At 73.1% G+C, this 17,685-nt stretch carries 20 protein-coding genes; 9 read left to right on the forward strand and 11 right to left on the reverse strand.

Features of this window, described 5'->3' with window-relative positions; all coding sequences use genetic code 11:
• Positions 1 to 4: 4 nt before the first annotated feature.
• The 4 genes from CW362_RS26160 to CW362_RS26175 all read right to left on the reverse strand — a co-directional run bounded on the left by CW362_RS26160 (position 5) and on the right by CW362_RS26175 (position 3,479).
• Complete coding sequence (locus CW362_RS26160; protein WP_103551993.1) at positions 5 to 1,168, reverse strand: exonuclease SbcCD subunit D; 1,164 nt, start codon at positions 1,166 to 1,168, stop codon at positions 5 to 7.
• A gap of 108 nt (positions 1,169 to 1,276) precedes the next feature.
• Positions 1,277 to 1,903: a YigZ family protein gene (locus tag CW362_RS26165; protein ID WP_103551994.1), complete on the reverse strand. Its 627-nt coding sequence runs from the start codon at positions 1,901 to 1,903 to the stop codon at positions 1,277 to 1,279.
• A 302-nt stretch (positions 1,904 to 2,205) separates the two neighbouring features.
• Positions 2,206 to 2,748: a SixA phosphatase family protein gene (locus CW362_RS26170; RefSeq protein WP_103551995.1), complete on the reverse strand. Its 543-nt coding sequence runs from the start codon at positions 2,746 to 2,748 to the stop codon at positions 2,206 to 2,208.
• Complete coding sequence (locus CW362_RS26175; RefSeq protein ID WP_103551996.1) at positions 2,745 to 3,479, reverse strand: hypothetical protein; 735 nt, start codon at positions 3,477 to 3,479, stop codon at positions 2,745 to 2,747. Before CW362_RS26175 ends, CW362_RS26170 begins: the two co-directional genes overlap by 4 nt.
• A gap of 155 nt (positions 3,480 to 3,634) precedes the next feature.
• Here CW362_RS26175 and CW362_RS26180 point away from each other — a divergent pair, with 155 nt between their 5' ends.
• Positions 3,635 to 4,042, forward strand: coding sequence for a CoA-binding protein (locus CW362_RS26180; protein WP_103551997.1), 408 nt, complete (start codon positions 3,635 to 3,637; stop codon positions 4,040 to 4,042).
• A 95-nt stretch (positions 4,043 to 4,137) separates the two neighbouring features.
• Positions 4,138 to 4,578, forward strand: coding sequence for a GNAT family N-acetyltransferase (locus tag CW362_RS26185; RefSeq protein ID WP_240658054.1), 441 nt, complete (start codon positions 4,138 to 4,140; stop codon positions 4,576 to 4,578).
• A 15-nt stretch (positions 4,579 to 4,593) separates the two neighbouring features.
• Here the strand turns inward: CW362_RS26185 and CW362_RS26190 are convergent, their stop codons facing one another.
• Positions 4,594 to 5,460 carry an alpha/beta fold hydrolase gene (locus CW362_RS26190; RefSeq protein ID WP_103552024.1) on the reverse strand — a complete coding sequence of 289 codons (867 nt, stop codon included), beginning with the start codon at positions 5,458 to 5,460 and terminating at the stop codon, positions 4,594 to 4,596.
• A 301-nt stretch (positions 5,461 to 5,761) separates the two neighbouring features.
• Between CW362_RS26190 and ppk2 the strand changes: the two genes are divergently transcribed.
• Positions 5,762 to 6,688 (forward strand): polyphosphate kinase 2, encoded by a 927-nt coding sequence (gene ppk2, locus CW362_RS26195; RefSeq protein WP_103551998.1) that lies wholly within the window; start codon positions 5,762 to 5,764, stop codon positions 6,686 to 6,688.
• A 93-nt stretch (positions 6,689 to 6,781) separates the two neighbouring features.
• Here the strand turns inward: ppk2 and CW362_RS26200 are convergent, their stop codons facing one another.
• Positions 6,782 to 7,141 carry an ArsR/SmtB family transcription factor gene (locus tag CW362_RS26200; RefSeq protein WP_162684236.1) on the reverse strand — a complete coding sequence of 120 codons (360 nt, stop codon included), beginning with the start codon at positions 7,139 to 7,141 and terminating at the stop codon, positions 6,782 to 6,784.
• Positions 7,142 to 7,202: 61 nt separating this feature from the next.
• Here CW362_RS26200 and CW362_RS26205 point away from each other — a divergent pair, with 61 nt between their 5' ends.
• A complete protein-coding gene (locus CW362_RS26205; protein WP_420856879.1) occupies positions 7,203 to 8,465 on the forward strand; it encodes a cation diffusion facilitator family transporter in 1,263 nt (420 codons plus the stop codon).
• 136 nt (positions 8,466 to 8,601) lie between these two features.
• On the opposite strand, the gene CW362_RS26210 is transcribed toward CW362_RS26205, so the two are convergent.
• On the reverse strand, positions 8,602 to 9,162 hold the full coding sequence (locus CW362_RS26210) for a YbaK/EbsC family protein (RefSeq protein WP_103552000.1): 561 nt from the start codon (positions 9,160 to 9,162) through the stop codon (positions 8,602 to 8,604).
• A gap of 94 nt (positions 9,163 to 9,256) precedes the next feature.
• Positions 9,257 to 9,829: a helix-turn-helix domain-containing protein gene (locus CW362_RS26215; protein ID WP_103552001.1), complete on the reverse strand. Its 573-nt coding sequence runs from the start codon at positions 9,827 to 9,829 to the stop codon at positions 9,257 to 9,259.
• Positions 9,830 to 9,922: 93 nt separating this feature from the next.
• Here CW362_RS26215 and CW362_RS26220 point away from each other — a divergent pair, with 93 nt between their 5' ends.
• Entirely contained in the window at positions 9,923 to 10,780 is an 858-nt protein-coding gene (locus CW362_RS26220; protein WP_103552002.1) for a DMT family transporter, read from the forward strand.
• Between the two features lie 123 nt (positions 10,781 to 10,903).
• Here CW362_RS26220 and CW362_RS26225 read toward each other — a convergent pair whose 3' ends face one another.
• Positions 10,904 to 11,722 carry an acyltransferase gene (locus CW362_RS26225; protein ID WP_103552003.1) on the reverse strand — a complete coding sequence of 273 codons (819 nt, stop codon included), beginning with the start codon at positions 11,720 to 11,722 and terminating at the stop codon, positions 10,904 to 10,906.
• A gap of 317 nt (positions 11,723 to 12,039) precedes the next feature.
• On the opposite strand from CW362_RS26225, the gene CW362_RS26230 reads away from it, so the two are divergent.
• A complete protein-coding gene (locus CW362_RS26230; protein WP_103552027.1) occupies positions 12,040 to 12,477 on the forward strand; it encodes a DUF4442 domain-containing protein in 438 nt (145 codons plus the stop codon).
• A gap of 237 nt (positions 12,478 to 12,714) precedes the next feature.
• Here the strand turns inward: CW362_RS26230 and CW362_RS26235 are convergent, their stop codons facing one another.
• The gene (locus CW362_RS26235) at positions 12,715 to 13,119 is read right to left on the reverse strand and encodes a PaaI family thioesterase (protein WP_240658055.1); all 405 of its coding nucleotides are present in this window, start codon (positions 13,117 to 13,119) and stop codon (positions 12,715 to 12,717) included.
• 688 nt (positions 13,120 to 13,807) lie between these two features.
• On the opposite strand from CW362_RS26235, the gene CW362_RS26240 reads away from it, so the two are divergent.
• Both CW362_RS26240 and CW362_RS26245 read left to right on the forward strand, forming a co-directional pair.
• Entirely contained in the window at positions 13,808 to 14,860 is a 1,053-nt protein-coding gene (locus CW362_RS26240) for an NAD-dependent epimerase/dehydratase family protein (RefSeq protein ID WP_103552004.1), read from the forward strand.
• A gap of 136 nt (positions 14,861 to 14,996) precedes the next feature.
• On the forward strand, positions 14,997 to 15,647 hold the full coding sequence (locus CW362_RS26245; protein WP_103552005.1) for a DedA family protein: 651 nt from the start codon (positions 14,997 to 14,999) through the stop codon (positions 15,645 to 15,647).
• Between the two features lie 58 nt (positions 15,648 to 15,705).
• Here CW362_RS26245 and CW362_RS26250 read toward each other — a convergent pair whose 3' ends face one another.
• A complete protein-coding gene (locus tag CW362_RS26250; RefSeq protein ID WP_240658056.1) occupies positions 15,706 to 16,236 on the reverse strand; it encodes a gamma carbonic anhydrase family protein in 531 nt (176 codons plus the stop codon).
• Between the two features lie 246 nt (positions 16,237 to 16,482).
• On the opposite strand from CW362_RS26250, the gene CW362_RS26255 reads away from it, so the two are divergent.
• Positions 16,483 to 17,520, forward strand: a complete 1,038-nt coding sequence (locus CW362_RS26255; protein WP_103552007.1) for a DUF8017 domain-containing protein — start codon at positions 16,483 to 16,485, stop codon at positions 17,518 to 17,520.
• The last annotated feature ends 165 nt before the right edge of the window (positions 17,521 to 17,685 follow it).

Here is a 17,685-nt window from a genome sequence, read left to right on the forward strand (position 1 = left end):
GGTGTCACCGGGCGCTCTCCCGTGCGGTCTCGTCGGCCCGGACGGCGTCGAACGCGTCCCGGAGCACGGTCTGTTCCCGGGTGTCGGGGCCCGCGCCGCGCACGTGGGCCACGAAGTCCTCGGCGATCTGCTCCTCGCTGCGGCCCGCGATCCGGCGGGCGTACGAGACGTCCGGGGCCTGCGGCGGGCGTTCGGGGTCGAAGACGAGGCTGAGCGTGTGCGGGAAGCGCTCGGCCAGCCGCGCCATGGGGTCGGCGGGCCGCACCGGGTCGGTGAGGGTCGCCTCGACCCAGGCGTCCGTGTGGCGCTCCAGCTCCGGGGCGGCGAGCAGGTCCTCCAGGTGTCCGCGGAGGCGGGCGAGCGGGCGGGGCACCGGACAGTCGATCCGCTCGGCGGACAGGAAGCCGTCGGGGCCGAGGTCCACGAGCCACATGCTCTTGCGGTGGTCGGCCTCCGAGAAGGAGTACGGCAGCGGGGATCCCGAGTAGCGCACGCGCTCGGCGATGGTCTGGCTGCCGTGCAGGTGGCCGAGCGCGGTGTAGTCGACGCCGTCGAAGACTCCGGCGGGCACGGAGGCGACGCCGCCGACGGTGATGTCCCGCTCGCTGTCGCTCGCCTCGCCGCCGGTGACGAAGGCGTGGGCGAGGACGACGGAGCGGGTGCCCGGCGCACGGCCGGCGAGGTCGGCGCGGACCCGGTCCATGGCGGCGGCCAGCACCGTCTCGTGGCCCGCTCGCTCCACCCCGAACTCGTCCTTCACCAGGGCGGGTTCGAGGTAGGGGAGGCCGTAGAAGGCGACGTCGCCGTGGGAGTCGGCCAGCACCACGGGGGTGCCGCACGCCGCGGGATCGGTCCGCAGGTGGATGCCCGCGCGCCCGATGAGTCCGGCGCCGACGCCGAGCCGGCGCGCCGAGTCGTGGTTCCCCGAGATCATCACGGTGGGCACACCGAGATCGGCCAGCCGGTGCAGGGCGTCGTCGAAGAGCTGGACCGCGGCCAGGGGCGGGACGGCACGGTCGTACACGTCTCCCGAGACGACCACCGCGTCCACCTCGCGCTCGCGCGCGGTCGTGACGAGATGGCCGATGAAGCGGGACTGGGCGTCGAGCATGTTCACCCGGTGGAACGCCCGGCCCAGGTGCCAGTCGGAAGTGTGCAGGAGCCTCATGATCCCCGAAGAGTAACGGCCGGGTCCGACATCACGGGCGGTTACTCCCGTATCAGCCCGCCGTGACCATCGCCGGAAAGCGGCCTTTGGTCACGATCGTCCGGATCGTCACACGTCTCCGTAGGCCTCCCCGCCCAGCTCGAAGCCCGCCGTTCCCGCGGTCGCGTCCGCCAACCAGGCCCGGAAGGCCTCCACATCGGCGTCCGGCAGTCCGATCTCGATGGTGACGGCCTCGCCGTAACGCACATCACGCACCTCGCGGCCGGTGGACCGCAGGTCGTTCTGCACCTTGCCGGCCCGCTGGTGGTCGACGGTCACCGTGGCCAGCCGGAACCGGCGGCGGGTGATCGTGCCCATCGCGTCCAGCGCCTCGCCCACCGAGCCGCCGTACGCCCTGATCAACCCGCCGGCGCCCAGTTTGACCCCGCCGTAGTAGCGGGTGACGACGGCGACGACGTACCGCATGTCCCGGCGCAGCAGCATCTGGAGCATGGGGACGCCCGCGGTGCCCCCCGGTTCGCCGTCGTCGCTCGCCTTCTGCACGGCGCCGTCGGCTCCGATGACGTACGCGAAGCAGTTGTGCGTGGCGTCCGCGTGTTCCTTCCTGACGGCCGCGACGAAGTCCTGGGCCTCCCGCTCGGTGGCGGCCGGGGCGAGGGCGCACAGGAAACGGGAACGGTTGACCTCGGTCTCGTGCACGCCCGTGCGGGCCACTGTGCGGTACTCGTCCTGCATCACGCCAGCGTATGCGCTGCGCGCGCGTCCGCCCGACGGGCCGGACGGCGACCCTGCGCGGGGCCGCGCTCACGTTCCGCACGCACGGGCCGGGAGCCGGGACCGGGTCCGCGCGCACGGCCCGTGAGCCGGTACGAGGACGACACCCGGCCCACGGTCACACGCCGTGCCCGCGCACGGCCGCCACGGCGGGGCCGGGGCCCCGCCCCTGAGCACGCGATCACGCGCGTGGCCGACGTGCCACCGGACCGGAAGGGACCCGGGTCCGCGGAGCCGTCACCCGGGCGCGCGTCGGCCGGGACTCACTCCTTTTTCCCCCTCGGTACGACGACGTCCGTCAACAGCGCGTCGCCGGGCCCGAGTTCGCTCCAGGCGCTGCCGTGCCAGACCAGGACCGCGACGGCCGAGGTCGGGAACTTCGTCCGGACCCGGTCCAGCGTGTCGTCGAAGCCGTCCCCGGCCAGTTCGAGGACCAGCTCCTCGAGGCCCGGGTTGTGCCCGATCAGCAGCAAGGTCCGTACGTGCTCGGGCACTTCGCCGACAGCTTCCAGCAGCTCCGGCACCTCCGCCCCGTACAGCCGCCCGTCGAGCCGGACGGGCGGCGGAGTGGCCCACTGCCGCGCCGCCAGCTCCCAGGTCTCCCGGGCGCGTACGGCGGTCGAGCACAACGCGAGGTCCGGCATCAGGTCGGCTTCCGCCAGGGCGCGTCCGGCGGCGGGGGCGTCGCGGCGGCCGCGCGCGGCGAGCGGCCGCTCGTGGTCGGGTACCCGGTCGGGCCAGGCGGACTTGGCGTGCCGCAGGACGACCAGTCTTCGCCTCGGGCCCGAGGCCGCGCGCGCGTTCACAGCGCCGCCCCGATCTCGCGGGTGAGTTCGAGGCCGAGCAGCCGGTCGGCGTAGGCGTACGTCTCGAACCGGGCGCCCTCCGGGATGTCGGAGTCCTCCACCGACCGCAGCACGTCCAGCACGGCGGGCACGTCCAGGTCGCCCTCCCACGCGGCGCGCAACCGCAGGCGCACGTCCTCGGGAACCGGCCTGGAAGGCCGTGCCGCCCAGCCGGCGACGGCGGCGCGCCAGCGCCCGAGCGTGTCCTCGGCCTCCGCGAGGACCCCGGCGTCGAGGCTCAGCGGGAGATCCCGTCGCCGCGCGAGCAGCGCCAGCCGCAGCGCGGTGGGATCCCCGGGGACGGGGGCGGAGCCGCTGTCGACGGGCGCCACCTCGACGCGTGGTCCGTCCGTCGTGGCGGCCCCCTGAGCCACGACGTCGACGGTCCACGCCGCCGTCGGCCCCTCCTCCGTGTCCCGGTGGTCCTCGAACGGCCGGATCCCGAGTTCGGCGGCGTGCGCCCGGAGTCCCGCCCCGCCCCGGGAGGCCGCCGGGTCCGGGGCCGAAGTCAGCGTCGCCCAGACGGTGTTGCCGCCGATCTCCAGGGCCCGCACCAGGACGTCGGCGACCAGGAGCACGCGCAGACCCGTGATGCCGGACCCGGGCGGGCGCGCGTGGACGCGGACCAGACCGTGGCGGGAGAGGGCTGCGTCGACGGGTTCGCCCGTGCGGGCGTCGAGGATACGGAGCACGGGGCGAGCCTAGGCGGACGTGCGGGCGGGCGCGGGGAGGTGGGGACCGTTCCGGACACGCGCCCGCACCACGGCCGCCCGGCACGAGGAATCATCGCGCTCCGCACACCGTTGAGGAGAAGAGCGGACACCGACCGATTCCATGGAGGCCGAGCGTGTACGGCGACGCAGAGACGATCCGTAAGATCCTCACCGAGCGGGGCGACACCTGGGCGGTCGTCGGGCTCTCGTCCAACCAGCGCCGCGCGGCCTACGGCGTCGCCGACGTCCTCCAGCGCTACGGCAAGCGGATCGTGCCCGTGCACCCGAAGGCCGAGACCGTCCACGGGGAGCAGGGGTACGCCTCGCTCGCGGACATCCCCTTCGAGGTCGACGTCGTCGACGTCTTCGTGAACAGCGACCTCGCGGGGCCCGTCGCGGACGAGGCGGTCGCCGTCGGCGCCAAGGCCGTCTGGTTCCAGCTCGACGTGATCGACGAGGCCGCGTACGAGCGGGCGCGGGCCGCCGGACTCGACATGGTGATGGACCGCTGCCCGGCCATCGAGATCCCGCGGCTGGGCTGACCCGACGGGGCGGCTCCACCGCCCGGCGAACCGCCCCGGAAAAGACCGGGGAAAGGCTGTTGACGTCATGCGGCCCGCGCCGGTTTCCTGCTCGGGTGCCCACACTTCGCGTCGAAACGCCGGACGACGAGGCCCGCCTCGCGGACTGGCGGCATGTCCACAACGTGATCGTCCCGCCCGCCGCCATGTCGCTCGACGAGGTGCGCGGGCGCGCCCGGCGCTACCGTCTGGAGGTCGCCTACCTCGGCGACGTCCTCGTGGGCTGCACCACCGTGCGTCCGCCCGCCGACGGCGGCGCGACGGCGACCGTGATCGCGCGCGTGCTGGCCGAGCACCGCGGGCGGGGCTTCGGCGAAGAGCTGTACGCACGCGGTCTGGAGCAGGCTCGCGCGCTGGGGGCCCGGGTGATCGAGACCGTCGTCCTCGCGGCCAACGAGGACGGACTGCGCTTCGCCCTGCGACACGGCTTCGCGGAGACCGAGCGCTACGTCCTCCCCGGGGAGAGCGCGGAATGGATCGACCTGAGGCTGGGCTGAGTCCGCCGGACCGTCCTATCGGCCGTCGTGGCGGTCGGCCGCCCGGTCGAGGAACCCCGCGACCGTCTCGCGCAGGGCGTCGGGGGCGTCGAGCCACGGGAAGTGGCCAGCGCCCGGCAGGACGGTGAGTTCGGCCCGGGGGAACAGCTCCGCGACCGCGGCGGCCACGCGCGGCAGCGGGCCGCTGTCCAGCTCGCCCGCGACGAGCAGCACGCGCACGTCCCAGGCGGCCGCGACGGCGCGGGCCTCGGCGGGCCGGAAGGCCCCGGGACCGGCGTAGCGCTCGGCGGCCTCGTCGTTGTACTGCTCGGCCCCGCTCGCGGCGTGCGCCCTCGCCGCCGCGTCCCAGCGGCCGTAGAAGAACGGGAGGGCCGTGTCCTCGTCGGCCTCCGTCCCGGTACCGTCCCAGAGCCGTGTGTACGCGTCGTGCGCGCCCTCGAACCAGGGTTCCGCCGTGCGCAGCGCCGCGCCCTCCGCACGGTGCTCCGGGGTGAAGTCGACGCCCAGGGCCCGCGCCCGTCCGGTGATCATGGTGAGGGTGCGGACGCGCCGCGGATGGCGGACGGCGTAGAGGAGCGCGAGGTCGCAGCCCGCCGAGTGGGCGAGCAGATCGACCCGGTCGAGTCCGAGGTGCGCCCGGAAGGCCTCGACGTCGTCGACCTGCCGGTCGCAGCGGTACGTCGCCGGGTCGGCCGGGAGCGCCGAGTCGCCGGTGCCCCGCAGATCGAGCACGTGCAGCCGGCGGTGCCGTGTGAGTCCGCCGAGGTCACCGAGATAGGCGGAGGCCCGCATCGGCCCGCCGGGCAGACAGAGCAGTGGTTCGCCCTCGCCCCTCACGTGATGGGCGAGTCGGGTTCCGTCGGGCGCGATGAAGGTCGGCACGCCGGTCATCCTCATCCGCACGGCACTGTACGGGCAAGCGATTTGACGGACCGTCGATTTCCTTGCCCCACGGGGATGTCGCCCGTCGAGGCCGCACGCGTGCGCGCGTCCCGGATCCGGCTCGCGCCGCCTTCGCCTCCGGTTCTCCCTCCGTACGCCTCCGATTGCTTCCATCGAGGACGGACCGCATCGCGTTCCTCGTGGTGGCGTACGGGATCCGTGCGATCGCGTCGCGATTCCACCGGACCGGCGGGAACGGGGTGATCGGCGGACAATCGGAGCACGGGAAGAGGAGGGCGGGATGACAGAACTGCCGGCGGGGATGCGGGTGGACCACACCGACCACGACGACCCCGTACTGGTCCGGCCGGACGGCAGCCCGGTGGACACCTGGCGGGAGAACTATCCGTACGAGCGGCGCATGGAGCGCAAGGAGTACGAGTGGCACAAGCGGCTCCAGCAGATCGAGCTGCTGAAGCTACAAAGCTGGATCAAGGAGGCCGGCCGTCGGCTCGTCATCGTCTTCGAGGGGCGCGACGCGGCGGGCAAGGGCGGCACGATCAAGCGGTTCACCGAGCACCTCAATCCGCGCGGCGCCCGGGTGGTGGCGCTGGAGAGGCCGACCGAGCGGGAGCGCGGGCAGTGGTACTTCCAGCGGTACGTGGAGCACCTGCCGACCGCGGGCGAGATCGTGATGTTCGACCGGTCCTGGTACAACCGGGCGGGGGTGGAGCGCGTGATGGGCTTCTGCACCGACGACGAGTACCGGCGCTTCATGCGGCAGGCTCCCGCCTTCGAGCGGATGCTCGTCGACGACGGCGTGGACCTGGTCAAGTTCTGGTTCTCGGTCTCCCGGAGCGAGCAGCGCACCCGCTTCACGATCCGTCAGGTCGACCCGGTGCGGCAGTGGAAACTGAGCCCCATGGACCTGGCCTCGCTGGAGCTGTGGGACGACTACACGGCGGCCAAGGTCGCCATGTTCCGCGAGACGGACACCGCGCAGGCGCCCTGGACCGTGGTGAAGAGCAACGACAAGAAACGGGCCCGCGTCGAGGCCATGCGCAGCGTCCTGGCCCGCTTCGCCTACACCGACAAGGACGAGGAGGTCGTCGGCAGCCCCGACCCGAGCATCGTGGGCGCGGCGGCGAACCTGCTGGAGGAGGGCGAGGACGACACCCCGTCCACGGGTGACCGCGCGTTCACGGCCGACGGCACGCTCACGCGCTGACCGTCGCGCCCGCACGGGGAGCCGGCCCCGCATCACCCCGGATGCGCGGACCCGCCCGCACCGCGGCTCCGGCCCGGGCCCCGCGGGCCGGCCTCAGTCGTGTGCCGGGCGGCCGGAGAGCCGGTGGTCGGCAAGGCTCAGCGCCTCGTCGACCACCCGGCGCAGATGGCCGTCCCCGAGCGAGTAGATCACCCTGCGCCCTTCCTTCCTCGTGTTCACGAGCCCGGCGAGACGAAGCCGGGCGAGATGCTGGCTGACGGCCGGACGGGCCGCCCCGCACGTCTCGGTCAGCGTCGTGACATCGGCCTCGCCGCCGGTCAGGGCGTGCAGCAGCGCGAGGCGGGTGCGATCGCCGAGGAGGGCGAGGAGTTCGGCGGCGAGCTCGAACTGCTCCTCGCCGGGGGTGCGCGGATGCTCGTCGTGCGCAGGTGACAGGTGCATGCGTGCGCTCATACGCACATAATGGCGTCGTGGACACCAGCGCGTCCACTCCCGCTCACGGAAGGGGACGCACGTGAACGACCGGCACGACCACGACCGTCGCCAGGGGAACGGCCACGGAGGCGAGGACGGCGGCGGACAGCCCCACAGCCACGACGACGGGCTCGGCCCCGGCCACGGACACGAGGACACCGACCGGCCGGAGCACGGCCATGGGCACGGGTACGGGCACACGGACCGGAAGGGGCCCGCCCACGGGGACGAGGGCGGCCACGGCCACCCCCACCCCCACTCCCCCGGCCGCCCGCACCCCCGCCCCCACCCACGTACGGGCGGCCACGGCCACCCGCACGGCCCCGGGAGCCGGCTGCGCCATCTCCTCACCCCGCACTCCCACGAAACGGCCGACAAGCTCGACTCCGCGCTGGAGGCGTCGGCCCGGGGCATGCGGGCGTTGTGGGTCTCCCTGGCCGTCCTCGGCGCGACGGCCCTGGCGCAGGCGGTCGTCGTCGCGCTGTCGGGGTCGGTCGCGCTGCTCGGCGACACCGTGCACAACACGGCCGACGCACTGACCGCCCTGCCGCTCGCGGTCGCCTTCACGCTGGGCCGCCGGGCGGCGACACGGCGCTTCACCTACGGCTACGGGAGGGCGGAGGACCTGGCGGGCCTCACGATCGTGCTGACGATCGCCGCCTCCGGCGCCTTCGCGGCCTGGGAGGCGGTCGGCCGGCTGCTCGATCCACAGCCCGTCCGGCACCTTCCGGCGGTCGCGGTCGCCGCGCTCATCGGCTTCGCCGGCAACGAGTGGGTCGCCCGGTACCGCGTCCGCGTCGGGCACGAGATCGGCTCGGCCGCCCTGGTCGCGGACGGACTCCACGCCCGTACCGACGGATTCGCCTCGCTCGCGGTGCTGGCGGGGGCGGGCGGCGCGGCCCTCGGGTGGCGGCTCGCCGACCCGCTGGTGGGACTGGCGATCACCGCCGCGATCCTGCTGGTGCTGCGGGACGCGGCCAGGGAGGTCTTCCGGCGTGTGATGGACGCCGTGGAGCCGGAGCTGGTGGACCGGGCCGAGCGGACCCTGCGGCAGGTCGCGGGGGTGCGTGACGTGGGTGAACTGCGACTGCGCTGGATCGGGCACAGACTGCGTGCCGAGGTGGCGGTCGTGGTGGACGGCGAGGCGACCGTGCGGCACGCCCACGACATCGCCGTGGACGCCGAACACGCCCTGCTGCACGCCGTCCCGAGGCTGGCCGCCGTCCTGGTGCACGCCGATCCGGCACCGGCACCCGGCGAGGCGGACCCGCACCGGACACTGGCGCATCACACCGCCGCGTGAACGGGGCGCCGATGCCCGGCGGGAACGAGCACCCGTCGGGCATCGGCCCGTCGGCGGGCGGGAGCCGCGGCCGGGCACCGGCCCGCCGGCGAGGACCGGGCCCGCCGGGCGTTCGCGCCTCACGGACGGGAGGACGTCAACCGGCGACGCCCAGGCCCTCCAGCACCACCGCGTTCGGCAGTTCCGCGAACACCTCGCCCGGCACCAGGAGTTTGCCGCGCCGGCGGCCGCTGCCCACCAGGACGTACGGCAGCTCCACGACGGCCGGGTCGACCAGCACCGGCCAGCTCTCCGGGAGTCCGACGGGGGTGATGCCCCCGTACTCCATGCCGGTCTCGCCCGTCGCGACGTCCATCGAGGCGAACGAGGCCTTCCGGGCGCCCAGTTGACGCCGTACGGCGCCGTTGACGTCGACGCGGGTGGTGGACAGGACGACACACGCGGCGAGCGTGGTCCCGGCGCCCCGTCTGCCCGCGACGACCACGCAGTTGGCGGACGTGTGGAGCAGTTCCTCGCCGTAGTGCTCGACGAAGACGGCGGTGTCGGCCCACTCCGGGTTCGTGTCGACGTAGACGATCCGCTCGGCGGAGGTGCCGCCGCGCCATCCGCGCACCGCGTCGGCGACGGGGCCGACGAGTTCGTCCAGCCGGTCGGGGGCCGGGAAGGCGTGGTCGAAGTGTCCGATGGGCGCGCGCATGACGGCACGCTAACAGCCCCGCGGACCCGCCCGGCGGGAGCCCGCCACGGCCGACGGGACCGGCCGTGCGGGGCGGACGGAGCCGCGCGGGACCTCAGCGCACGAGCGGGACCGACACGGCCATGACCATCTCGACCGGGACCTCGCCCTTGTTGGCGTACGTGTGGGGGGTGTCGGCCTCGAACGAGACGCTCGCCCCCTCGGGGACGTGGTGCTCGACGCCGTCGACGGTGAGGGTCATGTCGCCCGCGAGGACATGGACGAGTTCGACGGTGCCACCGGGGTGCGGGTCGGACGGACTGCCCTCGCCCGGCATGAGCCGCCAGTCCCACATCTCCAGCGGGCCGGGCGCCTCGGTGCCGGCCAGCAGCCGGTTGTAGCTGCCCGTCTCGGTGTGCCACAGCCGTACGGCCTGGTCGGCGGGGACGATCCGGACCTTGGGCCCCTGCTCGTAGTCGAGCAGGGTGGTGATGCTGACGCCGAGCGCGTCACCGATCTTGACGACGGTACCCAGGCTGGGATTGGTCCTGGCCTGCTCGATCTGGATGAGCATGCCGCGGCTGACTCCGGCGCGGGCGGCGAGCGCCTCCAGGGTGAAGCCGCGCTCGGTGCGCCAGCGCTTCACGTTGCGCGCCAGGGATTGAGTCAGCAGATCGAGATCCGACACATTCCGTCCAATATTTTGAATGACAGAGTTCAATCAGGTGGACTATCGTGTGGTGCACCCGATCGTTCACCGAACTGTACTGCGAGGCTCCCCGTGACAGCGTTCTTCGCCCTGGCCACCAGCCTCCTGTGGGGCCTGGCCGACTTCGGCGGAGGCCTGCTGACCCGGCGCACGCCCGCCCTCACGGTGGTCGTCGCCTCCCAGTCGATCGCCGCGGTGGTCCTCGGGGCGATCGTGCTGGCCACCGGCGGCTGGAGCGCGGCGGGACCGCAGCTCTGGTTCGCGGTCGCCGCGGGCCTGGTCGGGCCGGTCGCGCTGCTCTCCTTCTACAAGGCGCTCGCGCTCGGGCCGATGGGCGTGGTCTCGCCGCTCGGTTCGCTGGCCGTGGCCGTCCCCATCGGCGTCGGCCTGCTCCTCGGAGAGCGTCCGGGTCTGGTGCAGATCGCGGGCATCGCGGTCGCCGTGGCGGGTGTCGTCCTCGCGGGCGGACCCCAGCTGCGGGGCGCGCCCGTGCAGCGGCAGGCGATCCTCCTGACCCTGATCGCGGCCGCCGGTTTCGGCACGGTGTTCGTGCTGATCGCGGAGGCGTCGTCGTCGGTCACCGGGCTCTTCCTGGCGCTGTTCGTGCAGCGCGTGACCAATGTCGTCACCGGCGGCGCGGCGCTGGCCGTCTCCGTCCGGCACGGCGGACGGGCCCTTCCCGAGGGGGGCTTCCCCTGGGCCTCGCTGCCCGCGCTCGCCTTCGTGGGCCTCGCCGACGTCGCGGCCAACGGCACGTACTCGGTCGCGGCCCAGCACGGCCCGGTCACCGTCGCCGCCGTCCTCGCCTCGCTCTACCCGGTGGTCACGGCACTGGCCGCGCGCGGCGTCCTCAGGGAGCGGCTGCGGGCGGTGCAGGCCACCGGAGCGGCACTGGCGCTGGTCGGCACGGTCCTGCTGGCGACCGGCTGAGCCGGCTCCGGCCCGGCGGCCGGCCGAACCGGCCCGCTCGACGGGACGCACGCCGGGGCGCCCCGCCGGACCCCGGCCCGCCCGCCCCTCCTGGGCCAGGACCCGGCGCGGACCGTCTCCGGCTCAGGGCTCGGCGCGGACGTCCCCGGACTGCGCGTGCACGTCCTCGGCCACGTCCCGCACCTCGAGGTCCAGCTCCGCGAGCCGGGCGACGGTCTCCTCGTCCAGTTCCGCGAGCGCGTGGAGCTGCTCGGAAGTCACTCCGTCGGGAATCGGCACCGGCGGCGGCGTGCGCAGCGGTGGCTGCCACCCGGCCACCGGGTCCCAGCGGCGGACGACCTTCGCGGGAGCACCGGCGACGACGGAGTGGTCGGGCACCTGACCACGGACCACCGCGCCCGCGGCGACCACGACGTTCCGTCCGATCCGCGCGCCGGGAAGGATCACGGCGTTGGTCCCGATCCAGCAGCCGGGCCCGATCTCCACGGGCTCCATCCGCGGCCACTGCTTGCCGATGGGCTCGTGCGGATCGTCGTACGAGTGGTTCGTGGAGGTCACGTACACATAGGGCCCGAAGTAGCAGTCGTCGCCGATCGTGACCGTCGTGTCGGCGATGACATGGCTGCCGCGGCCGAGCACGACGCCGTTCCCGATGCGCAGGATCGGATCGGGGCCGAGGTCCAGGTCGGGCATCAGGCCCGCGGTCAGCGTGACCTGCTCGGCGACGATGCAGTACGAGCCGAGGTGGATCCAGGGTTCGCCGAAGACCGTGCCCAGCGGGAAGGCCAGCTTGGTGTTCTCGCCGATGGCGCCGAAACGGAACCGGCCCGGCCGCTCGGCCGAGACCGTACCCGCGCGCCGCATCCAGGCCCAGCCCGCGTGGACGGCGCGCTGCGCGAGGCGTCGCCGCCATGATGAGAACGTGTTCTTGCTCCTGGACACGCGTTCACGGTACTCAGGGCGGGGCACCCCGATGCGATCACACGGCTGTGATCTTCGCCCCACCGGAGGTACGCGGGGGTTCGGCCGCCGGTGCGGGTTCTGTCCCTGCGGGTTCCGCCCACCTCCGGACGGCCGCCGTCCCGGCCGCGCGGGCAGTCACGTCGAGGGCGCCCACGAAACGTTCCTGTCACCGCGTCCCGTCAAGCCTGTACCGGCATGCGACTCCGCCTGCCGCACCGATCGACTTCCGCGCCGAACCGCGGGGCTGGTCAAGGATTGCTACCGATGGGTAACATAGCGGCATGAGCGCAGACCAGATGACGATCGGCGAGATGCTCGCCGCGACCGTGCCGATGGCCCGGACCCTGAACCTCGAGTTCGTGGAAACCACCCCGGAGAAAGCCGTCGTGGCGCTCCCGGACCAGGGCGACTTCCACAACCACGTCGGCGGACCGCACGCCGGAGCCATGTTCACGCTGGGGGAGTCGGCGAGCGGGGCGATCGTGCTCGCCGCCTTCGGGGACCAGCTCTCCCGCGCCGTGCCACTCGCGGTCAGCGCCGAGATCGCGTACAAGAAGCTCGCGATGGGCCCCGTCACGGCCACCGCCACGCTCGGCCGGCCCGCCGCCGACGTCGTCGCCGAGCTCGACGCCGGTCAGCGCCCCGAGTTCCCCGTCGCCATCGCCATCCAGCGCGGCGACGGCGCGGTGACCGGCGAGATGACGGTGATCTGGACGCTCCGCCCGAACGGCTGAGTCCCGCTCCGCCCGCAGGGCCCTGATCGGGGAGTACGAGCCGATCGGGGCCCTGGGCCGTCGCGCGAGCGTTCACGCGGGTGGCGGGACCGCCGCGGTGCCGGACCGGGGACCGGTCCGCGCGGCCCCGGACGCCGACGCGTGTCCACGGATGCGCCGTACCGGCCCGCGCGGACTCCGTCGCAGCCCCGTACCGAGACCCGGGCACGGACTCCGACGCAGGCCCGCGCCGCCCGTTCAGCCGCGCGGCACCCGTATGCTCACCGTCTGGGTGACCCGGGTGCAGAGCTGCCGCCGGTCGTCCTCGATGTCGCACTCCACGACCGCCGTCTCGCGGCCCACCCGCAGCACCCGGGCCTTCGCGTACGCGGCTCCCTCGCGCACGGGCCGCAGGAAGTGCGTGGTGGAGGTGGTGGTGGCGGGAACGGCGCCCGCGGGACCGTTCAGCGCGGCACACACCGCCGAGGCGACGTCGGCCAGGCCCATGAGCGCACCCCCGTGCAACCCGCCTCCCACCGTGGACAGTTCGGGTACGAAGTCGAGTTCGGCGTCCACGCCCTCGGCCGACAGGGCGGTGAAGCGGACACCCAGGGTCCTGGCGTAGGGGGCCATCGCGTAGATGTCTTCGGCGGTGACGGTCACAGCGGACTCCTTGTGGGGGCGGGACGGAAGTCGGTGATCCTTTCTATCAACTCCCTTGCCATCCAGGGGTGTTCCTGCGGTGCGGAGTACGTGGGCGATCCGGTCGCCCGCCGTGCCGTCCCGCCGCCGCGCCGGTCACCGGTCGTGCGGCGAACACGAGGCGTCGTTCGACCGGCTGCCATCGCCCGGCCATGGCCGGTCGCCACCGTGCCACCTGACCCCGATCCCGCTCGTCCGGAGGACACCTGGGCACGGCAGGACAGCGGAACGGGCCGGACAGACGAACGCTGCTGCGCGCCGGCGGCCGGGAGCGGCTGGTGCTCGCCCTGGACTGACGGGTGCCGGACAAGGGGCCGCGCCGGGATGATCCGCACGCACTCCTTCGACCTGGCCCGGGGCGTCATCGACGTCGAGACGTTCACGCCCTGGTCCCTCGCCCGGGACCCGGGGAAGCGGAGGCCGAGACGGTCGAACCGACGGGCCCTGTCGACCGGTTCGGCCTGCGTGTCGACTTAGACACCCGCATCGTCGGCCACGCCCTGCCCGTGCGGGACTTCCTCGCACCGTTCCCCTGGACACCTGTTCCCTTCCGGCCCTCCATGCCCGACCCTGGCCCACGAGCGATGCGCGCACCGCCCGCGGGCCGGGGCCGGGCGACGCGCCGGGCAGCGGACCGAGGAGTGCGAGCGTGGGTGTGGGCGGGTGGGACGCCGTTCTGGTGACCGGCGGCAGCGGGTTCGTCGGAAGCCATCTGGTGAGGCGGCTGCTGGAGCGGGGCCACCGGGTCCGCACCACCGTACGGAGTGCCGCGGACACGGCGAAGGTGGCGCCGCTGCGGGAGATGCGGGAGGCCTTTCCCGGCAGGCTGGAGCTGTTCGAGGCGGATCTGCTGGCCGACGGGTCCTTCGACGCGGCGATGAGCGGCTGCCACGTGGTCTTCCACGTGGCGTCGCCGTTCCTGATGCCGGAGAAGATCAAGGACGGCCGCCGGGACATGGTCGATCCGGCCCTGCTCGGCACACGCAACGTGCTGGGAGCCGTGGAACGGACGCCGACGGTCGGCAGGCTCGTCCTCACCTCCACCGTCGGCGCGATCTTCGGCGACTACGTCGACGTCCGGAGCATGGACGGCGGTGTCCTGTCGGAGAAGTACTTCAACACCACCAGCACGGTCGAGAACAACCCGTACCACTACGCGAAGACGCTCGCGGAGCGCGAGGCGTGGGCGGCCGAGGCGGCCCAGGACCGCTGGCGCCTGGTGTCCGTCAACCCGGGCCTGGTCCTCGGCCCGTCCTTCACCCCCGCGTCGCGGTCCGGCAGTCTGTTCCTGCTGGACGAACTGTTCAAGGGGTACTTCTTCTACGGCGCCCCCGATTTCAGCTTCACCACGGCGGACGTCCGCGAGGTCGCGGACGCGCACATCGCGGCGGCGGAACACGACGGCGCCGAGGGCCGCTACATCGTCGCGGCCGAGACGATGACGTCCTTCCACGACATGGCGCGCGTCATCCGCGGCCGGTACCCCCGCTCCCTCCGGCTGCCCCGCACCGCGCTCCCGCACTGGCCGGTCCGCGTCCTCGGCCCTGCGTTCGGACTGACCCAGGACTACATCCGCAAACACCTCGGCATCCGGTTCCGCGTGGACAACGGCCGGAGCGTGCGGGAACTGGGGATCACCTACCGTCCGGTCGAGGAGACCCTGCTGGACCACTACGAGAGCTGGAGGCACCGGAGGACGTGACGAGCCCCACACGTCCGGGCCGCTGTTCAGGACGACCGGGTAGGCTTCCCGGCGGGCGCCGCGGGGAAACGTACCTCGCTGATCATGTGAAACGCGGTCGCCCGGGTCACGTACACCGAAACGGGAGGAACCGGCGTTGCACGTCCAGGACTGGCTCGAGACGGTGCCCGCGGTCAGTATCTACGCGCTCGTGGCCCTGGTCATCGGACTGGAGAGCCTGGGCATCCCCCTGCCCGGGGAGATCGTCCTGGTCTCGGCGGCGCTGCTCTCCTCGCAGCACGGCGGCATCAACCCCGTGATCCTCGGCGTCTGCGCCACCCTCGGCGCGATCGTCGGCGACTCCATCGGCTACGCCATCGGGCGCAAGGGCGGACGCCCGCTGCTCGCCTGGCTCGGCGCGAAGTTCCCCAGACACTTCGGTGAGGCCCATGTCGCCACGGCCGAGCGTTCCTTCCAGAAGTGGGGCATGTGGGCCGTCTTCTTCGGCCGCTTCATCGCCCTGCTGCGGATCTTCGCGGGACCGCTCGCCGGTGTGCTGCGGATGCCGTACTGGAAGTTCCTGATCGCCAACGTCCTCGGCGGCATCATCTGGGCCGGCGGCACCACCGCCGTCATCTACTACGTCGGTGTCGTCGCCGAGGACTGGCTGAAGCGCTTCTCCTGGCTCGGCCTGGTCGCCGCGGTGCTCGTCGGTCTCGCCTCGATGCTGATCGTCCGCCGCAAGGCCAGGAAGACGGCGGCGGAGCACGGCACGGCGGAGACGGAGCCCGTCCCCGCCGCCGAGTAGCGGTCGCCCGTACGGTCCCGTGGCACGGGCGCCGGACGCGTGACGCCGGGCCGCGGGCCTACGCGTGGATCTCGCGGTGCGCCTTCGCCAGCTCCACGTAGAAGACGCCGTTCAGCGAGAGGCCCTCGCGCTCCTCGTCGGTCAGCGGGCGCTTGACCTTCGCGGGGACGCCCGCGACGAGCGAGCCCGGCGGGACCCGCATCCCCTGCGGCACCAGCGCCTGCGCGGCCACCAGCGAGCCGGCGCCGATCACGGCCCCGTTGAGCACCGTGGCGCCCATGCCGATCAGACAGCCGTCCTCCACGGTGGCGCCGTGCACCACGGCGTTGTGGCCGATCGAGACCCGCTCCCCGACGGTGACGGAGAACCCGGGGTCCACGTGCAGGCTGCAGTTGTCCTGCACGTTGCTGCCGGCGCCGATGACGATCGGGCCGCAGTCGGCGCGCAGCACCGCGCCGTACCAGACGCTCGCACCCGCCTCCAGCGTGACGTCTCCGATGACCACGGAGGTGGGGGAGACGAACGCCTCCTGGTCCACCCGCGGGTCCTTACCGCCGATCCCCTTGATCAGCGCCTGCTGCGTCGTCACCGTGTCACCGTCTCGTCGTCTCGTGGTCCGGTCCCTCTGGGTACACCGGGCACCGTATGCCATCACCCCTGTGACCCGACGGGTTCCCGGGCCGGGATCGGCCGGCACTCCGGGACGGGACGGAGGTCCCGGCCGGGACCACATGGGGTTCCGAGCCGGGATCAATGGGACAAGTGGTATGACGGTGCGGTCGTTTCGGGGACCGCCGTGGCACCCGTGCCGAGGGCCCCTCTATCGTTACCAGCCATGTGGCCAGGACAGCAGCCGCCCGGGGGCGAGCAGAATCCGCAGGACCAGAACCCGTACCAGCAGCCGGGTTACCAGCAGCCGAATCCGTACCAGCAGCCCGGATACCAGCAGTCGGGGTATCCGCAGCCCGGTCCGTACGGACAGCAGCCGGGGCAGCCGCAGTGGGGAGCGCCGTCGGATCCCCTCGGCATGCCCCAGGCGTCCGGGGGCGGCGGTGGCGGCGGCAACAAGACGAAGATCACCGCGATCGTCGCGGCCCTGGCGGTCGTGATCGCGGCCGGAGTCACCGGATTCCTCGTCCTGGGCGGTGACGACAAGGACGACAAGGCCGGAGGCGACTCGTCCGAGTCCCCGAAGGCGTCGGCCTCCACGTCGGCGAGCGCCAGCGCGAGCACTGCCAACCCGCGTGGCGGCGACGACGAGAAGGCGACGATCGACGGCTGGAAGGTCGTGGTGAACCCGAAGTGGGGCACCGCCTTCGACGTGCCGCCGGACTGGAACGTCAGCACGTCCGGCACCTTCATAGGCTTCGAGGACGACAAGAAGGGCGACGGGTCCCTGCTCATCGGCATGTCCGCGCCCGCGTTCCTCAAGGAGAAGTGGTGCACGTCCGACTCGGACAAGGACGGCCGCACCGAGGACACCTCGCTCGCCGCCGCGGGCACCAAGGGCCAGAGCGGTGCCAAGAACACCGACGACGTGGCGCGCAATGACTCCGCGTGGTGGGTGTTCGGCGGCTACACCGATCAGAAGGACGCCTCGAAGAAGCTGCTGAAGATCGGCAAGCCCGAGGCGTACACCACCGCGGCGGGCATCGAGGGCAGCGTCGCGACGACGTACTCCAAGGGCGTCGCCAAGAAGGGCAAGTGCGACTCCGACGGCAAGGCGACCACCTTCGCCTTCAAGAACTCGGCGGGCGACTTCGTGTCCTGGACGCTCTACGGCGCCAAGGGCGTGAAGGAAGAGATCCCGGACGCGACCGTGCGGAAGATCCTCAGCACCGTACGGCTGCACGGCGACCCGACCGGTTCCTGACTCCCCGGCCGAGGCGCACGGCCCCGGCCGGCCCGGTCCCCGGCGTCCTCGCGCGACGCCGGCCGCACCGGCTCCTCCGCTCCGGGCGGGAGCGGGAGGCCCGACGGAACGGAACGTACGCCTCCGGCGCTGCCGCGTGCGGACACGACGGCCGCCGGGCGGGCA

The organism is Streptomyces populi (genome assembly GCF_002911015.1).
Taxonomy (GTDB): domain Bacteria; phylum Actinomycetota; class Actinomycetes; order Streptomycetales; family Streptomycetaceae; genus Streptomyces; species Streptomyces populi.

Excerpts from the sequence above, each read along its gene's own strand:
- CW362_RS26160 (WP_103551993.1), bottom strand. The coding sequence starts at position 1,168 with ATGAGGCTCCTGCACACTTCCGACTGGCACCTGGGCCGGGCGTTCCAC.
- CW362_RS26165 (WP_103551994.1), bottom strand. The coding sequence starts at position 1,903 with ATGCAGGACGAGTACCGCACAGTGGCCCGCACGGGCGTGCACGAGACC.
- CW362_RS26200 (WP_162684236.1), bottom strand. The coding sequence starts at position 7,141 with ATGAGCGCACGCATGCACCTGTCACCTGCGCACGACGAGCATCCGCGC.
- ppk2 (WP_103551998.1), top strand. The coding sequence starts at position 5,762 with ATGACAGAACTGCCGGCGGGGATGCGGGTGGACCACACCGACCACGAC.
- CW362_RS26210 (WP_103552000.1), bottom strand. The coding sequence starts at position 9,162 with ATGCGCGCGCCCATCGGACACTTCGACCACGCCTTCCCGGCCCCCGAC.
- CW362_RS26255 (WP_103552007.1), top strand. The coding sequence starts at position 16,483 with ATGTGGCCAGGACAGCAGCCGCCCGGGGGCGAGCAGAATCCGCAGGAC.
- CW362_RS26230 (WP_103552027.1), top strand. The coding sequence starts at position 12,040 with ATGACGATCGGCGAGATGCTCGCCGCGACCGTGCCGATGGCCCGGACC.